The organism is Mesorhizobium newzealandense, from assembly GCF_042682145.1.
GTDB classification, from domain to species: Bacteria; Pseudomonadota; Alphaproteobacteria; order Rhizobiales; family Rhizobiaceae; genus Mesorhizobium; species Mesorhizobium newzealandense.
On the sequence record NZ_JBHUGZ010000030.1, the window covers coordinates 418,818 to 433,943 of the forward strand.

General features: G+C 63.3%; 18 protein-coding genes. 10 read left to right on the forward strand and 8 right to left on the reverse strand.

The window, feature by feature from the left end; genetic code table 11:
- Positions 1–636 carry an HD domain-containing protein gene (locus tag ACFSOZ_RS36035; RefSeq protein WP_379106170.1) on the reverse strand — a complete coding sequence of 212 codons (636 nt, stop codon included), beginning with the start codon at positions 634–636 and terminating at the stop codon, positions 1–3.
- Positions 636–1,493 (reverse strand): CAF17-like 4Fe-4S cluster assembly/insertion protein YgfZ, encoded by an 858-nt coding sequence (gene ygfZ, locus ACFSOZ_RS36040; RefSeq protein ID WP_379106172.1) that lies wholly within the window; start codon positions 1,491–1,493, stop codon positions 636–638. Before ygfZ ends, ACFSOZ_RS36035 begins: the two co-directional genes overlap by 1 nt.
- Positions 1,494–1,566: 73 nt before the next feature.
- Here ygfZ and ACFSOZ_RS36045 point away from each other — a divergent pair, with 73 nt between their 5' ends.
- Positions 1,567–2,898 (forward strand): dihydroorotase, encoded by a 1,332-nt coding sequence (locus ACFSOZ_RS36045; protein ID WP_379106174.1) that lies wholly within the window; start codon positions 1,567–1,569, stop codon positions 2,896–2,898.
- A gap of 33 nt (positions 2,899–2,931) precedes the next feature.
- Here the strand turns inward: ACFSOZ_RS36045 and ACFSOZ_RS36050 are convergent, their stop codons facing one another.
- From ACFSOZ_RS36050 to ACFSOZ_RS36065, 4 genes are all read right to left on the reverse strand, one after another.
- The gene (locus ACFSOZ_RS36050; protein WP_379106177.1) at positions 2,932–3,714 is read right to left on the reverse strand and encodes a hypothetical protein; all 783 of its coding nucleotides are present in this window, start codon (positions 3,712–3,714) and stop codon (positions 2,932–2,934) included.
- Positions 3,715–3,784: 70 nt separating this feature from the next.
- Positions 3,785–4,042 carry a hypothetical protein gene (locus tag ACFSOZ_RS36055; protein WP_008874920.1) on the reverse strand — a complete coding sequence of 86 codons (258 nt, stop codon included), beginning with the start codon at positions 4,040–4,042 and terminating at the stop codon, positions 3,785–3,787.
- 366 nt (positions 4,043–4,408) lie between these two features.
- Entirely contained in the window at positions 4,409–4,786 is a 378-nt protein-coding gene (locus ACFSOZ_RS36060; RefSeq protein WP_379106179.1) for a TIGR02301 family protein, read from the reverse strand.
- A 65-nt stretch (positions 4,787–4,851) separates the two neighbouring features.
- Positions 4,852–5,286 carry an NUDIX hydrolase gene (locus ACFSOZ_RS36065; protein ID WP_379106180.1) on the reverse strand — a complete coding sequence of 145 codons (435 nt, stop codon included), beginning with the start codon at positions 5,284–5,286 and terminating at the stop codon, positions 4,852–4,854.
- A 131-nt stretch (positions 5,287–5,417) separates the two neighbouring features.
- Here ACFSOZ_RS36065 and ACFSOZ_RS36070 point away from each other — a divergent pair, with 131 nt between their 5' ends.
- Positions 5,418–6,179, forward strand: a complete 762-nt coding sequence (locus ACFSOZ_RS36070; protein ID WP_379106182.1) for an SOS response-associated peptidase — start codon at positions 5,418–5,420, stop codon at positions 6,177–6,179.
- A 72-nt stretch (positions 6,180–6,251) separates the two neighbouring features.
- Here ACFSOZ_RS36070 and ACFSOZ_RS36075 read toward each other — a convergent pair whose 3' ends face one another.
- Entirely contained in the window at positions 6,252–6,407 is a 156-nt protein-coding gene (locus ACFSOZ_RS36075) for a hypothetical protein (RefSeq protein ID WP_111549195.1), read from the reverse strand.
- 440 nt (positions 6,408–6,847) lie between these two features.
- Here ACFSOZ_RS36075 and cysS point away from each other — a divergent pair, with 440 nt between their 5' ends.
- The 8 genes from cysS to ACFSOZ_RS36115 all read left to right on the forward strand — a co-directional run bounded on the left by cysS (position 6,848) and on the right by ACFSOZ_RS36115 (position 14,026).
- On the forward strand, positions 6,848–8,284 hold the full coding sequence (gene cysS, locus ACFSOZ_RS36080) for a cysteine--tRNA ligase (protein ID WP_379106184.1): 1,437 nt from the start codon (positions 6,848–6,850) through the stop codon (positions 8,282–8,284).
- Positions 8,281–8,667 (forward strand): VOC family protein, encoded by a 387-nt coding sequence (locus tag ACFSOZ_RS36085; RefSeq protein ID WP_379106186.1) that lies wholly within the window; start codon positions 8,281–8,283, stop codon positions 8,665–8,667. Before cysS ends, ACFSOZ_RS36085 begins: the two co-directional genes overlap by 4 nt.
- Before the next feature lie 6 nt (positions 8,668–8,673).
- A complete protein-coding gene (locus ACFSOZ_RS36090; protein WP_379106188.1) occupies positions 8,674–9,165 on the forward strand; it encodes a GFA family protein in 492 nt (163 codons plus the stop codon).
- Positions 9,162–9,638, forward strand: coding sequence for a GFA family protein (locus tag ACFSOZ_RS36095; protein ID WP_379106190.1), 477 nt, complete (start codon positions 9,162–9,164; stop codon positions 9,636–9,638). The genes ACFSOZ_RS36090 and ACFSOZ_RS36095 overlap by 4 nt, the downstream gene beginning before the upstream one ends.
- Complete coding sequence (gene pip / locus ACFSOZ_RS36100; protein WP_379106192.1) at positions 9,635–10,591, forward strand: prolyl aminopeptidase; 957 nt, start codon at positions 9,635–9,637, stop codon at positions 10,589–10,591. The genes ACFSOZ_RS36095 and pip overlap by 4 nt, the downstream gene beginning before the upstream one ends.
- Positions 10,588–12,210 carry a citramalate synthase gene (gene cimA / locus ACFSOZ_RS36105; protein ID WP_379106194.1) on the forward strand — a complete coding sequence of 541 codons (1,623 nt, stop codon included), beginning with the start codon at positions 10,588–10,590 and terminating at the stop codon, positions 12,208–12,210. The genes pip and cimA overlap by 4 nt, the downstream gene beginning before the upstream one ends.
- Positions 12,211–12,293: 83 nt before the next feature.
- The gene (gene rarD, locus ACFSOZ_RS36110; protein WP_379106196.1) at positions 12,294–13,211 is read left to right on the forward strand and encodes an EamA family transporter RarD; all 918 of its coding nucleotides are present in this window, start codon (positions 12,294–12,296) and stop codon (positions 13,209–13,211) included.
- 128 nt (positions 13,212–13,339) lie between these two features.
- A complete protein-coding gene (locus ACFSOZ_RS36115; RefSeq protein WP_379106198.1) occupies positions 13,340–14,026 on the forward strand; it encodes a glutathione S-transferase family protein in 687 nt (228 codons plus the stop codon).
- Between the two features lie 17 nt (positions 14,027–14,043).
- On the opposite strand, the gene ACFSOZ_RS36120 is transcribed toward ACFSOZ_RS36115, so the two are convergent.
- Positions 14,044–15,042 (reverse strand): transporter, encoded by a 999-nt coding sequence (locus ACFSOZ_RS36120; protein WP_379106200.1) that lies wholly within the window; start codon positions 15,040–15,042, stop codon positions 14,044–14,046.
- Positions 15,043–15,126 lie beyond the last annotated feature (84 nt).

Sequence of the window (15,126 nt, forward strand, 5' to 3'; positions counted from 1 at the left end):
TCAGCCGATCGCTTGTGCCGGGACCTGGCGCCGCGACTTCTCGATCGCCGAGAAACGCTTCAGGAACGCATTCTGTGCCCAGGTAACCGAGCGTGGCGTGAAATCGAAGCGATCGGCGTTGAAGCCGCGCGGACGGCCGAAGAATTCGGTCGCCTCGGCGGTCGAAAAACCGGCAAGCAGCGTTGCTTCGAAATAGGCGGCGATCTGGTCGGCGCGTTTGATCTCCTTGCGCTGGGCCGCAGCCGGTTCCGGCGGCAGCGAGAAGCGCAGGTGGATGGCGCGCTGCAGCCGCAATTCACAGTCCTTGTAGCTGCCGCCCATCACCGATTTGAACGGCGAGATCATGTCGCCGATGACATATTCAGGGGCGTCGTGGAGCAGGGCTGCCAGCCGGGCATCGGCCGAAGCCTCAGGCACCAGGTCGCAGAATAGCGCCTCGACCAGCAGCGAGTGCTGGGCAACCGAAAAGGCGTGCTCGCCGCTGGTCTGGCCGTTCCAGCGGGCGACGCGGGCGAGCCCATGCGCGATGTCCGATATCTCGATGTCCAGCGGCGAGGGGTCGAGCAGGTCGAGCCGGCGGCCGGATAGCATGCGCTGCCAGGCGCGTGCCGGCGCACCGACGCGATCGGCCGCCATCAGGCCTCCTCCGCGCTGACGGCTTCCTGCGGGAAGCTGAATTTCGCCCAGCCGGGAATGGCCACGGTAACCGGCACGTCTCCCGCCATGATCGGCTGGCCGGCGTCGAGCGCCGCCTTGACCCTGTCGATGCGGGCAATGGCGAGCCCGCTCGTGCCGGCGTTCGAGCCAAGCGTGCCGACCGGCCGTCCATCGACAGTGAGTTCCGTGCCCGCGACCGGCAGGGGAAGTTCGGCCTGGACGATCAGCACGCGCCGCCTGGCCGTGCCACGGTGCTGCATGCGCGAGACAACCTCTTGTCCGACATAGCAGCCCTTCTTGAACCCGACGCCGCCGGTTTCGTCCAGCAGCACGTCATGGGGAAAGGCGTCGCCGAGCGCATAGTCGGTCCCACTTTCGGCAATGCCGCTGGCGATGCGGAAGGCTTGCCATGCGGCAAGGTCGCTCCGCTCACCTGTTTGGCCATAGGAACGCGTGACGGCACCGTTCGGAAAGCGCGTGTCGGCCGCCATTGAATCAGATTGTGAGGGCGTTGACTCATCTCCCCATGCGACGGTGACAAGCGCCTGATCCGCTTTGGCAATCTCGACCTTGGCGCGCAGCTTGTAGAGCGTCAGCCGGCGTACAAAATCGTCCGAAATGTCGGCACGGCATTCGAGCCGGAGCGCATTCTCGCCAGCGCGCGCGACCAGGAAATCGAACAGGATCTTGCCTTGCGGCGAGAGCAGCGCACCGGGCTTTGCCTGGCCGGGATGCAACACGTCCAGATCGGTGGTCAGGATGTTTTGCAGAAAATGCTCGGCATCGGGACCCGAGACGGAGATGAGTGCGCGGTCTTTGAGCTGGGCAAAGGGCATTGGCGAAAGCAACCTGATCTTGCAAAACGGTCGGCCTTTACGTAAGCCGCTGGCACTCCCCCCGCAAGAGAGCATGGCCATGACCTACGACCTCATCCTGACAGGCGGCACAGTGGTCAACCATGACGGCGAAGGGGCTCGCGACATCGGCGTGAAGGAAGGCCGAATCGCCGCCATCGGCGATCTCTCGCAAGCGTCGGCCGGCGAGACGATCGATTGCCGTGGCCTGCACATCCTGCCGGGGGTCATCGACAGCCAGGTGCATTTCCGTGAGCCCGGGCTTGAGCACAAGGAAGATCTGGAGACCGGCTCGCGGGCGGCGGTGCTGGGCGGTGTCACCGCCGTGTTCGAGATGCCCAACACCAATCCGCTGACCACCAGCGAGGCAGCGCTTGCCGACAAGGTTCGGCGCGGCCGTGGCCGCATGCATTGCGATTTCGCCTTCTGGGTCGGCGGCACCCGCGAGAACGCGAAAGACGTCGGCGAACTCGAGCGGCTGCCGGGTGCGGCCGGGATCAAGGTGTTCATGGGTTCGTCCACCGGCGACCTGCTGGTCGAGGACGACGAGGGCGTCGCCTCGATCCTGCGGAATACGCGCCGCCGTGCCGCCTTTCACTCCGAGGACGAATTCCGGCTGCGCGAGCGTCTGGGCGAACGCATCGAGGGCGACCCGTCATCGCACCCGGTCTGGCGTGACGCGATCGCCGCCTTGCGCTGTACCGAGCGGCTGGTGCGCATCGCGCGCGATGTCCGCGCCCGCATCCATGTGCTGCACATCTCGACCGCCGAGGAGATCCTGTTCCTCGAACAGCACAAGGATGTCGCGACCTGCGAGGCGACGCCGCATCACCTGACCCTGTCGGCTGACGATTATGCGCGGCTCGGCACGCTGATCCAGATGAATCCGCCGGTGCGCGACATCAGCCATCGCGACGGCGTCTGGCACGGCATCGCGCAAGGCATTGTCGATGTGCTCGGTTCGGATCACGCACCACACACACTGGCCGAGAAGGCAAAACCCTATCCGGCCTCGCCCTCGGGGATGACAGGCGTGCAGACGCTGGTGCCGATCATGCTCGACCATGTCAATTCCGGCCGGCTGACGCTGCAGCGCTTCGTCGACCTGTCCAGTCACGGCCCGCAGCGCATCTTCGGCATGGCGAGAAAAGGCCGCATCGCCGCCGGCTACGACGCCGACTTCACCATTGTCGACATGAAACGGCAGGAAATCATCACCAACGCGCAGGCGGGTTCGAAAGCCGGCTGGACGCCTTATGACGGCAAGCAAGTGACCGGCTGGCCGGTCGGCACCGTCATCCGTGGCCGCCGCGTCATGTGGGAAGGCGAGATCGTCACGCCGAGCCAGGGCAAGGCAGTGGAGTTTTCCGAGGCATTGCCCCGCTAGGGCGCCGACCTCCTGCAAGGGGAGGGTAAAGGCTCAGTCGCCGGCGACGAAGAACGTCCATTGCCCGGCCGGCGTGATGCCGACGCGGTAGAAGATGTAGGCGCCGAACTGCTTCATGCCGTCGAAATCGCCGGCGGTGACGATCTTGAACAGCTCGACCCGCTGCTTGGCATCGAGCTTGTCCAACGGCAGCGCGAAGAAGTACGGCCACACATAGAGCTCTTCCGGCGTGCCGGCATCAAGGTGGACGTAGCCGGCATTGAGCACCTCTTCCAGGATGGCCAGGATCTCCTGGCCCTCCGGATCGCCGGAGAGCCCCTTGAGGAAGGCGATGGCGTCGCCGTCTATGTCGGTCAGCGACAATTGCGTCGTGCTGTCGCCCGTGCCGATCAAGGGCCGCAGCCTTTCGATGTCGCCGCTCTCGCAGGCTTCGACGATCAGGGCGTGCATGCGCCGCACCGGTTCGGGCAGCTTGCCGAGATCGTAGACGACCTCGGGCACCGGCGTGTCCGGATCGACGCGCGGCTTGGTCACGCCGCCGTCCGCCGGGCTGTCCGGCTCGGCTTCTTTAGGGGCAGCCGGCTGGCTGGTTGGAGGTGGCGTCCCGGCGGGATCGGGCATTGGCACGGTGCTTCCCGGCGGCGACATGTCGTCCTCCGTCGACGGCTGGACCGGTGAGGGAAGCTCTTCGCGCTTGATCTCGCTGAGCGCATAGGCGGGGCTGCTGACGAGAACCAGGGCAATCGCGGCACAGCAAGCGGCGAAGCAGATGCAAAGGACCAAGCCACGCGGCTTGCCTGACATCGAAAAACTCACTGCCCGTTTCTCCCTGCTTCCGGGCATGACGCCCGAGCGGCATTCTGTCGTCAAAGAACCGGACGTCGGTTCAGTGCCGCAGCCGTTCAGGTTCGAAGGCGCCAGCAATCACCTTTTCACGCATACGGTCGAGCAGGGCAAGGGCCGAGGTCTCGCCATTGGCACGCAACATCTCGCCGAACGCTGTCTCGAGCGCTGCCTCGGCAATGATCTCGGGCTCTATGCCGGCGGAGAGGCCTTCCGCCCAGGCTTCGCTGTGGCTTTCCACGGCGGTCAGGCGTTTCTCTTCCCTGACCAGCGCGTCGATGTCGTTGACACCATGTTCCATATGCGATGTCCACCCTTTCAAGCGGCGATCCGTCGATGTGGATCAGGCTTGATTTGTTCATTGTCACACGCAAGGTCAATTAAGTATTTGTAAATACGACATTTTTTTGATCGTTTTTTACAAAGCCCGATTGCCTTGTGCGAAGCTGCGTTCAACTCGGGTCAAACTTAGCCGATTAGGGCGGCCTGCGGGGCGAAAACCTTCAGTTTGAGTTAATTCCGCATTCGCGCAGTAACGTTTCATTAATACTGTTGCATAAGTGCCACATCAGAATTGCACCAAGATGTCACTTGGCACAAGCCGGAAATATCGGCCGTCGCCAGTGACGGTCCGGATATCTGTGGATGGATGGACGGTCCCGAGTGCCTAGTTGCCGTAGCGCGAGGCGATGTCGCGCGACAGAGTCTCGCCTTCCCTCATATAACGGCTGATGGCTTCGGTCGCCGAAGGGGTGCATTGCGTGTAGGTGCCGCCGAAAGAGCGGTAGCCGCGATTGAAGCTGGCGATGAAGCGGGCGCGCCGCTCGGCATTGGGATTTTCCGAATCGAGCAGCTTTTCCATCTCGACACGCCACTGGACACCTTTCTCTCCACACAAATTGCGCAGGAAATGCAGCGACCCCAGAACTTCCGCCAGCCGCATCAGCCCGGGCTCGAACGGCGATTCGGCGCTGAGCGCCGGTCGCGTCGAGACGACCGTGCTGACAGCAAGACATACGGCGAGGTACAGGGAACGACGGTTCATAAGCCTTCTCCGCCTAACGGCATAAGCCTTTGTGGCGAAACAATTTGTCGCTCGCAAGGCGATTTTCAGGGGTGCAGCCCGGCGTTTCCGCCGGGATCCAACAAGTCCTCGGCGACGGCAAACACCGAGCCGGCGAGCGGCAGCGCTCTCATTTCGTTCAGCGTATAAAAGGCAGCCGTTTCGGCATCGTCGCTGGCCACCGCCTCGCCGCCGAAATAGGCGGCGCCGAAGACTGTGAGGATGTAATCGACCGGATGGCTGTCGTCCCTGCCGTCGATGTGGATTTCCCGAAGCGGGCGGTAGTCGGTGGCCTGCAAGCCGGTTTCCTCCAGAAGTTCGCGCCTTGCCGCCGCCTCCAGCGTCTCGCCAACCTCGACCTTGCCGCCCGGAAAGGCGTAGAGTCCTTGCGATGGCTGCCGCGCCCGCTTGACCAGGAGCACGGTGTCGCCACGCACGACGGCCACCGAGACCGCCGGAAGTGTCTTGCGCGCTTCGTTCATGGATTCCCGATCAGGCTCATTTGAAGGCGGGTCTGTTGTGGACCGCCCAGCATGAGGAAGCTTTAGCGGTTGCGCAACGCCGGTTCCATCGCCACTTTCAAACCGAACTGTTCGAAGGGTACCAATCGATCATGTGCGGACGCTTTGCCTTGACCGCGACACCGGATCGGACAGCCGCACTGCTCGGCTTGGCTGAACTGGAGGAATTTCCAGCGCGCTACAACATCGCGCCGACGCAACCGATCCTGATGGTGATCGCCGGCCCTCCCAGGGCGCCGGGCTCCAATCTGCCGGACCGCCAGCCGATGTTGGTGCGCTGGGGGCTGATCCCGACCTGGGTGAAGGACACACGCGAGTTTCCGCTGCTGTTCAACGCATGCTCTGAAGGGGCCGCCGAAAAGGCCTCGTTCAAGGCCGCCATGCGCCATCGCCGCGCGCTGGTGCCGGCATCCGGCTTCTATGAGTGGCGGCAAACCGGCGGCAAGAAGGGGCAACCCTATTGGATCCGGCCCAGGCATGGCGGGTTGGTCGCCTTTGCCGGCCTGATCGAGACCTACGCCGAGCCGGGCGGTTCGGAAATGGACACCGGCGCCATCCTGACCGTCAACGCCAACGCCGACATCGCTGATATACACGACCGCATGCCGGTGATGATCGATCCCAGGGATTTCGCCCGTTGGCTGGATTGCCGCACGCTCGAGCCGCGCGATGTCGCTGACCTGTTGCGGCCGGCGCAGCCTGATTTCTTCGAGGCGATTCCGGTTTCCGACCGCGTCAACAAGGTCGCCAACACCGGACCGGAGATTCAGGAGAGGGGGGAGATCGGGCCGGAGCCCGAGAAGGTCAGGCGCCAGAAGCCCGGCGCGGACGACAGTCAGATGACTCTGTTTTAGCAGAATACGATATTACGAGGCGCATATCGGCGCCGTCATGCCCGGCGCCTTTGGCGCCGGCCGCGCATCATTTCAGGCAGCGCGGGGCGATACGATCTTTTGCGCCGGCTTTTTCTTCTTCGCGGTGTGGAGAAGGGCGGCGACGATCGCGGCCGGGCCGATTGCGCGGTAGTGGTTGGCCAGCGCGGGTTGCTTGGCGCGGTTGGATTCCTGCTTGGTTCGGGGCATGTCTCTCTTCCCTGGTAACATTTTCGTGTCTGCGTGTGATGGCCGATTCTGACCAAATCGTGACGCCCGCTGATCTAGCCGGCGAATGTTTCATGACTGTGCTGACATGTTTAATAAAATGTTTCAGTGCATCAATACCTGTGATCCAGCGACGTTTTTGTCGAAACTAGCGACTTGACGGCAACACTGGCCAAGGCGATAAAGCCGCCCATGAAAACGTCTTTCGCCATTTGTGGCATTTGCATTATTGGCTAGCCTCGCGCTGGTCCGGACGTTTTCGCCTCATCTTTCCCCAGATTGGACAAACGCCCCGGCCAGCAGGCTGGAATCCGGTTTGCGCTTGATGCGTCCGGCTCCAGCCCAAGCATGATCCCGAAAAGTGGGAACCGGTTTTCGGACCAGATCATGCTCAAACGAAGTAACGAACCGGGAAGGCACGAATGTCTGACGCATCGCAGGGCTTGCGCCTCTACAACACGCTGACGCGGACGAAAGAGGCTTTCGTCCCGATCGATCCGCTGAACGTGCGCATGTATGTCTGCGGCCCGACGGTCTACGACTTTGCCCATATCGGCAATGCCAGGCCGGTGATCGTCTTCGACGTGCTGTTCCGCTTGTTGCGCCATCTCTACAGCGAGACGCACGTCACCTATGTGCGCAACATCACCGACGTCGACGACAAGATCAACGCCCGTGCGTTGCGGGATTTCGGCGGCGAGATCGCTTCCGGCGCACTTTCGCTCAACGAGGCGATCCGGCGGGTCACCGAAAAGACCGCCGACCAGTTCCACAAGGATGTGGCTGTTCTCGGCTGCCTGGAGCCGACGGTCGAGCCGCGCGCCACGGAATTCGTCGAGCCCCGCGCCGATGGCAAGGCCGACATGATCACCTTGATTCAAAGCCTGATCGCACGCGGCCATGCCTATGTCGCGGCGGGTGAAGTTCTGTTCGACACGGGGTCGATGCCGGACTACGGACAATTGTCGAAGCGCAATCTCGACGAGCAGCAGGCCGGCGCCCGCATCGCCGTCGACGCGCACAAGAAAAACCCGCAAGATTTCGTGCTGTGGAAGCTGTCGTCGCCGGAGGAGCCGGGCTGGAATTCGCCCTGGGGCAGGGGCCGGCCGGGCTGGCACATCGAATGCTCGGCGATGTCGGCCGCCTATCTCGGCAAGGTGTTCGATATCCATGGCGGCGGACTCGACCTGATCTTCCCGCATCATGAGAACGAGATCGCCCAGTCGCGCTGCGCCCATGGCACCGACGTCATGGCCAACATCTGGATGCACAACGGCTTCTTGCAGGTCGAGGGGCAGAAGATGTCGAAGAGCCTGGGCAATTTCTATTCGATCAACGAACTGCTGGAAACGGAGACCTTTGGCGGCCGCAAATGGCCGGGCGAAGTGCTGCGGCTGGCGATGCTGATGACGCATTACCGCGAACCGATCGACTTTTCCGTGCGCAAGCTGGAGGAGGCCGAAAACACGTTGCGCAAATGGAAGCGGGCGGCGGATCTGGCGCCGGTGGCGGAAGGGCAGTTGCCTGTGGAGGTCATCGATGCGTTGTCGGACGATCTCGCCACCTATGCCGCCTTCCAGGTCCTGACGCAGTTGGCCGGCGAGGCTGCTGACGGCAACCAAGCCGCCGCTGCGCTGAAAGCGTCGCTGCTGTTCCTTGGCTTCGACGTCGCATCGGCCGACATCGATGAAGGCGGCGTTGCCAAGGCGATCGCCAATCGCCTTGCGCTCATCGCCGCTAAGAACTGGACTGAGGCCGACCGCATCCGCGACGAGTTGCTGGCACAAGGTGTACAGTTGAAGGACGGCAAGAACCCCGCCACTGGCGAACGCATCACCACCTGGGAGGTAAAAAGATGATCGACCATCTCGGTATCACCGTTGCCGATTTCGATGCTTCGAAGGTTTTCTACGACAAGGCGATGGCGCCGCTTGGCGCCTCGCTCCTTTACATGGTGCCGCAGGAATACACCGGCGGCGCCAAGGTCGGTGGCTATGGCCGCGACCGGCCGGTGTTCTGGCTGCATGCCGGCAAGGACAAGCCGAAAGACCACCAGCACGTCGCCTTCACCGCGCGCAGCCGCGCCGAGGTCGATGCCTTCCATGCCGCCGCACTTGCCGCCGGCGGCAAGGACAATGGCGGGCCGGGCCTGCGCCCGCACTATCACCCCAACTACTACGGCGCCTTCGTCTTCGATCCCGACGGCAACAATGTCGAGGCCGTCTGCCATGCCGCGGAGTGACCCCCGATGAGCCTCGACAACCGGCCGATCTACGCCGGTGGCTGTCAATGCGGCGCCGTGCGCTTTCGCGTCGAAGGCACGCTTGGCGACGCTTCGATCTGCCATTGCCGCATGTGCCAGAAGGCGTTCGGCTCGTTCTACGCGCCGCTCGTGTCGGTGCGCGGCGCCAAGCTCGACTGGACGCGTGGCGAGCCGAAATATTTCCGCTCGTCCAGCCATGTCGATCGTGGCTTCTGCGCCGATTGCGGCACGCCGCTGACCTTCACCGCGCCGGACGGCGTTGGCTTGGCCATCGGTGCGTTCGACAATCCGGCGGAGATCGTGCCGCTGATCCAGTGGGGCACCGAGGCAAAACTGCCCTATGTCGACACGATCCCGCAATTGCCGGCCGAGGAGACGATGGCCGACATGTCGTCGGCCCCCTATCTGGCCGATCTCGTCTCCTACCAGCATCCCGACCACGACACCGAACAATGGCCGCCGAAGGAAAGATCATGACCGAGACAATACGAACCGGCGGCTGCCAGTGCGGCGCCGTGCGTTTCCGCATTCATGGGGCGCTCGGCCGCCCGTCGATCTGCCATTGCCGCATGTGCCAGAAGCAGTTCGGCTCGTTCTTCGGTGCGCTGGTGACGGTGCCCAAGGATGGCGTCGAATGGACCCATGAGGAGCCGAGCTATTTCCAGTCATCGGTCAACATCGATCGCGGTTTCTGCGCCCGCTGCGGGACGCCGCTGACCTACCGGCAGCCCGGCGGGCTGGAGATTGCCATCGGCGCCTTCGACGACCGCTCCGATCTCGCCCCGCAGATCCAGGTCAATTACGCCGCGCGGCTGCCCTGGGTGGAGACCATCTTCGATCAGCCCGTCCACCAGGATCCCGATTTCTACACAAGACAGGAGCAGATCATCTCCTTCCAGCATCCCGACCACGAAACGGCGGACTGGCCGACCAAAGGTTTGCAGTTATGAGCAGTCAATTGCGTACCCTCTATCCCGAGATCGAGGCGTTCGAGTCCGGCATGCTCGATGTCGGCGACGGTCATCAGGTCTATTGGGAACGTTCCGGCACCAGGGGCGCCAAGCCGGCGGTATTCCTGCATGGCGGGCCGGGCGGCACCATCTCGCCAAAGCACCGGCGGCTGTTCGACCCAAAGCTTTACGACGTCATCCTGTTCGACCAGCGCGGCTGCGGAAAATCAACGCCCAACGCCTCGCTCGAAGCCAACACCACCTGGCATCTCGTCGCCGACATCGAACGCCTGCGCGAGATGGCCGGTTTCGACAAATGGCTGGTGTTCGGTGGCTCCTGGGGCTCGACCCTGGCTCTGGCCTATGCCGAAACGCACCCCGATCGCGTCAGCGAACTGGTGGTGCGCGGCATCTACACGCTGACGCGTGCGGAGCTCGAATGGTATTATCAGTTCGGCGTCTCGGAAATGTTCCCGGACAAATGGGAGCACTTCCTGGCGCCAATCCCCGAGGCCGAGCGCGGCGACATGATGGCCGCCTACCGCAAGCGGCTGGTCGGCACGGACCGCACGGCGCAGATCGAGGCGGCGCGCGCCTGGAGCCTGTGGGAAGGCGAAACAATCACACTCTTGCCGGACCCCGAGACCAGCGGCCCGTTCGGGCAGGATGATTATGCCATCGCCTTTGCCCGCATCGAGAACCATTATTTCGTCCATGCCGGTTGGCTGGAGGAAGGACAGTTGCTGCGTGATGCCTTCAAACTCAGGGACATACCGGGCACCATCGTCCATGGCCGCTACGACATGCCGTGTCCGGCGCACTATGCCTGGGCGCTGCACAAGGCTTGGCCGAAGGCGGATTTCCACCTGATCGAAGGTGCCGGTCATGCCTATTCGGAACCGGGTATCCTGGACCAGCTGATCCGGGCGACGGACAGGTTTGCGGGGAAATGACCATGACCCGCGAGCGCCTCTATCTCTTCGACACGACACTGCGCGATGGCCAGCAGACGCCGGGCATCGACTTTTCCGTCGAGGACAAGATCGCCATCGCAAAACTGCTCGATGCGTTCGGCCTCGACTATGTCGAGGGCGGCTATCCCGGCGCCAACCCGACTGACACCGCCTTCTTCCAGCAGAAGCGCACGGCGCGCGCCAAATTCGTCGCCTTCGGCATGACCAAGCGGGCAGGGGTGTCGGCTTCCAACGATCCCGGCCTTGCAGCCCTTGTGCAGTCGAAGTCGGACGCCATCTGCTTCGTCGCCAAGAGCTGGGACTACCACGTCCGCGTCGCGCTTGGTTGCACCAACGAGGAAAACCTCGATGCCATCAAGGCCTCGGTCGAGGCGGCGATCGCCGCCGGCAAGGAGGCATTGGTCGATTGCGAGCATTTCTTCGACGGCTTCAAGGCCAATCCCGATTATGCACTGGCCTGTGCCAGGACGGCCTTTGATGCCGGCGCGCGCTGGATGGTGCTGTGCGACACCAATGGCGGCACACAGCCTTCGGAAGTCCGCGCCATTGTCGAGAGCGTCATCGCCTCCGGTATTCCCGGCGGCAATCTGGGCATCCATGCCCATGACGACACCGGTCAGGCGGTCGCCAATTCGCTGGCCGCGGTCGAGGCCGGCGTGCGCCAGATCCAGGGCACGCTCAACGGCATCGGCGAGCGCTGCGGCAACGCCAATCTGATCTCGATCGTGCCGACATTGGCGCTGAAACCGGCCTTCTCCACCCGCTTCGACACCGGTATTTCGGCGGAGGCTCTGACCGGCGTCTCCAGGCTGTCGCGCGCCTTCGATGAACTCTTGAACCGTGCGCCGGAAGCGCAGGCGCCCTATGTCGGCGCCTCGGCCTTTGCCACCAAGGCCGGCATCCATGCCTCTGCCCTGGCCAAGGAGCCGGCGACCTATGAGCACATTCCGCCGGAAGCGGTCGGCAACCGCCGCCGCGTCATGGTCTCTGACCAGGGCGGCAAGGCCAATTTCCTCGCCGAGCTGAAGCGGCGCGGCATCGATGTGCCGAAGGACGACCACCGGCTCGATGCGCTGATTGCCGTGGTCAAGGAGCGCGAGGCCGAGGGTTACGCCTATGAAGGCGCCGACGCCAGCTTCGAACTGTTGGCGCGCAAGATGCTGCACGGCCTGCCGGAATTCTTCAACGTCACCTCGTTCCGCTGCATGGTCGAGCGCCGCTTCGATGCCAACGGCCAGTTGAAGACGGTGTCCGAAGCGATCGTGAAAGTTCTGGTCGACGGCGAGGAGAAGATGTCGGTGGCCGAGGGACATGGCCCGGTCAACGCACTCGACATCGCGCTGCGCAAGGATCTCGGCAAATTCCAGGGCGAGATCGCCGACATGGAGCTTGCCGACTTCAAGGTGCGTATCCTCAACGGCGGCACCGAAGCGATCACCCGCGTGCTGATCGAATCGCATGACGGCACCGGCGCGCGCTGGTGGACGGTCGGCGTTTCCGAAAACATCATCGACGCTTCGTTCCAGGCGCTGATGGATTCCATCGTCTACAAGCTGATGAAGAACCGCGAGATGGCCGGGCTGGTCGCGGCGGAGTAGGGTTGAACCATCAGCGAAAGTCCATTGATCCATCAGAACTTTGCGATGGTCTTGGCAAGGTGGCTGGGCCATAGCGTTGGCCCATGGCCACTGAAGCACTTGTTCTGGACGCAGATGCAAAGGCCCGCCGCGGCTTCCTGCTGGCGCTGGGCGCCTATCTTCTATGGGGGCTGTTGCCCTTCTACATGAAGGCGGTCGCCCATCTGCCGCTCGCCGAAGTCATTGCCCACCGCATCGTCTGGTCGGTGCCGATTGCCGCCGCCGTTCTCGTCTGGGCCGGCCGCACGGCGGATTTCAAGGCGGCACTTCGCTCACCCCGCACCATCGCCATGGCCGCACTGACGGCGGCATTGATCTCGGTCAACTGGGGCATCTATGTCTGGGCGATCGCCGTCGACCGCACTGTCGAAACCGCGCTCGGCTACTACATCAATCCGCTGGTCAGCGTCGTCGTCGGCGCGCTGTTGCTGGGTGAGCGTCTCGACCGGCTGCAGATCGCGGCGGTGGTGCTGGCGGCGGTCGCCGTCGCGGTGCTGACCATCGAAGGCGGCAAGCTGCCCTGGGTGTCGCTGGCGCTGGCGTTTTCCTTCGCCGCTTACGGCTTCTTCCGCAAGACGCTGCCGATCGGCCCCAGCCAGGGGTTCCTGCTCGAAGTGCTTTTGCTGTCGGTGCCGGCCCTCGGTTACATCGCCTACCTGATCGGCACCGGGCAGGACCACATCGTGTCCGGTAGTGGCGCCGATACGGCGTTGCTGATCGGCTGTGGTCCGGTCACATCGGTTCCGCTGCTGCTGTTCGCTTTCGGCGCCAAGCTGCTGCGCCTCTCGACCATCGGCATCATGCAATATATCGCGCCGACGATGGTGTTCCTGATCGCCGTGCTGATCTTCGACGAGCCTTTCGGCACCACCCAGGCCGTCGCCTTTGCGCTGATCTGGGCGGCATTGGCGATCTATTCCTGGTCGATGCTGACGACGGCGCGCAAGGCATTTGTCCGGTAAGAGGCTGTTTCGAAATTCGCTCTGGCGAGTCATATGGTCGTGGTTTCGAGAACCGTAGCGCAACGGACGTTTGGTCCCATCAGATGGCCGCCGGAGTAGAATTTCCAAACAGTCCCTAAGGAGTTTCGATGTACCTGCTGCACATCGCCAACAAGAATTATTCCTCATGGTCGCTGCGGCCATGGCTCCTCATGCGCGAGCTGGATATTCCGTTCGAGGAGCGGCTGACGCCGTTTCCGACCGGATCGAGCTGGGACCTCTACCGGCCGTTCTCACCGAGCGGCCGGGTGCCCTGCTTGATCGACGATGGCTGGGCAGCCTGGGATTCGCTCGCCATCGCCGAATATCTGGCCGAGCGCCATCATGGCGTCTGGCCTGTCGAGGCCAAGGCGCGCGCCTGGGCGCGCTCGGCCGCCGCCGAAATGCATTCGAGCTTCACCGCGCTGCGCGGCGCATGTCCGATGAATTGCGGTGTGCGGGTGGAACCGTTCCCTATGTCCGATGCGCTGAAGCAGGATCTGTTTCGCCTCGGCGATCTCTGGAACGATGGCCTTGCCCGTTTCGGCGGGCCGTTTCTCGCCGGCGCTCATTTTACCGCCGCCGATGCCTTCTTTGCCCCGGTGGCGTTTCGGGCCCAGTCCTATGGGCTCTCCTTCGAGGGGGCGGCTGCCACCTATCCGGCACAGCTGCTCAATCTGCCGGCGATGCGCGAATGGTACGCGGCGGGCCTTGCCGAGACGTGGCGCGAACCCGATCACGAAGCGGAAGTCCGTGCCGGCGGCACCATCATCGAGGATTTTCGCGCCACGGCGTAAAAGCCGCCCGGCCGGCGCTACAACCCCCGACCAAGCCGCCTGACGAACAGATAAGTGGCTGTCGCGATAACCAGCGAGACCGCCGTCACCACCCAGAAGCCCATCGGCGTGTCGACCAGCGGCAACCCGCCGACATTCATGCCGAACAGGCCAGAGATGATGGTCATCGGCAGCAGCACCGCCGTCATGACGGAGAGAACATAGAGCAGCTGGTTCGACTGCATGGTCAGCTTGGCCATCAGTTCGTCCTGCAACAACCTCGTGCGCGCCTGCAACTGCTCGCCGTCATGGTAGAGCGTATGCGCCCGTTGCGAGAGCCTTGCCGCCATGTCTTTGATCGGGTCAGGCAGCTCGTTGCGATGCGAATGGTCGAGATGCCGGAACGGATTGGTGATCGTCGCCATCTGCCGATGGATTACCACCAGTTGCCGGCGCGCCTCGACCAGTGCTTGTCGCTCATTGTGCCATGCATCGCGCACGACGCGGTCCTCGATGCCATCGAGTGTGTCGCCCAGCTTGCCGAGCTCGGCCGACATGCCGTCGAGCGACTGGCCCGTGACCGCCTCGATCAGGTCCGCCGGCGAGCGGAATTTTCGCGATCCATTCTCCACCGCCTTGCGGACGGCATCGACCGATTCCAGCGGCTGCTTGCGGGCGCCGATCAGCATCGTGTCGTTGAAGGCGAAGCGGAAATGGACGAGCCCGCGCGCCTCCGAAAAGTCGTGCTTCAGATCCGGCAGATCGCCATAGAGCCAGCCATCTTCGAAGTCGATGTGGCAGCCGTGGCTGGGGGCGAGGAAGGCGTCGCGCACCGGCCTCGGCAAAGCCTTTTCGGCGGCGATTTCCTGGCGCGCATGCAGGTCGGTGATCTGATAGCTGCGCCATGTCCAGCACGCCTGTGCCGGGTCCTTGGTGCGCAGGCCCTCAGTGGTGAAATGGTAGATGAAGAACAGCCCGTGCTCGTCGGGCAGGTAAGGCGACAGGTCGGTGCCTTCCAGGGCGAGAGCGATATCCATGGGCACGGTGCCAGATGCAGGTTTCGAACATGGCGTCGCATGGCGGCCGCCTGACGCCAATTCCTAGCACGAGCGAACCCGGTT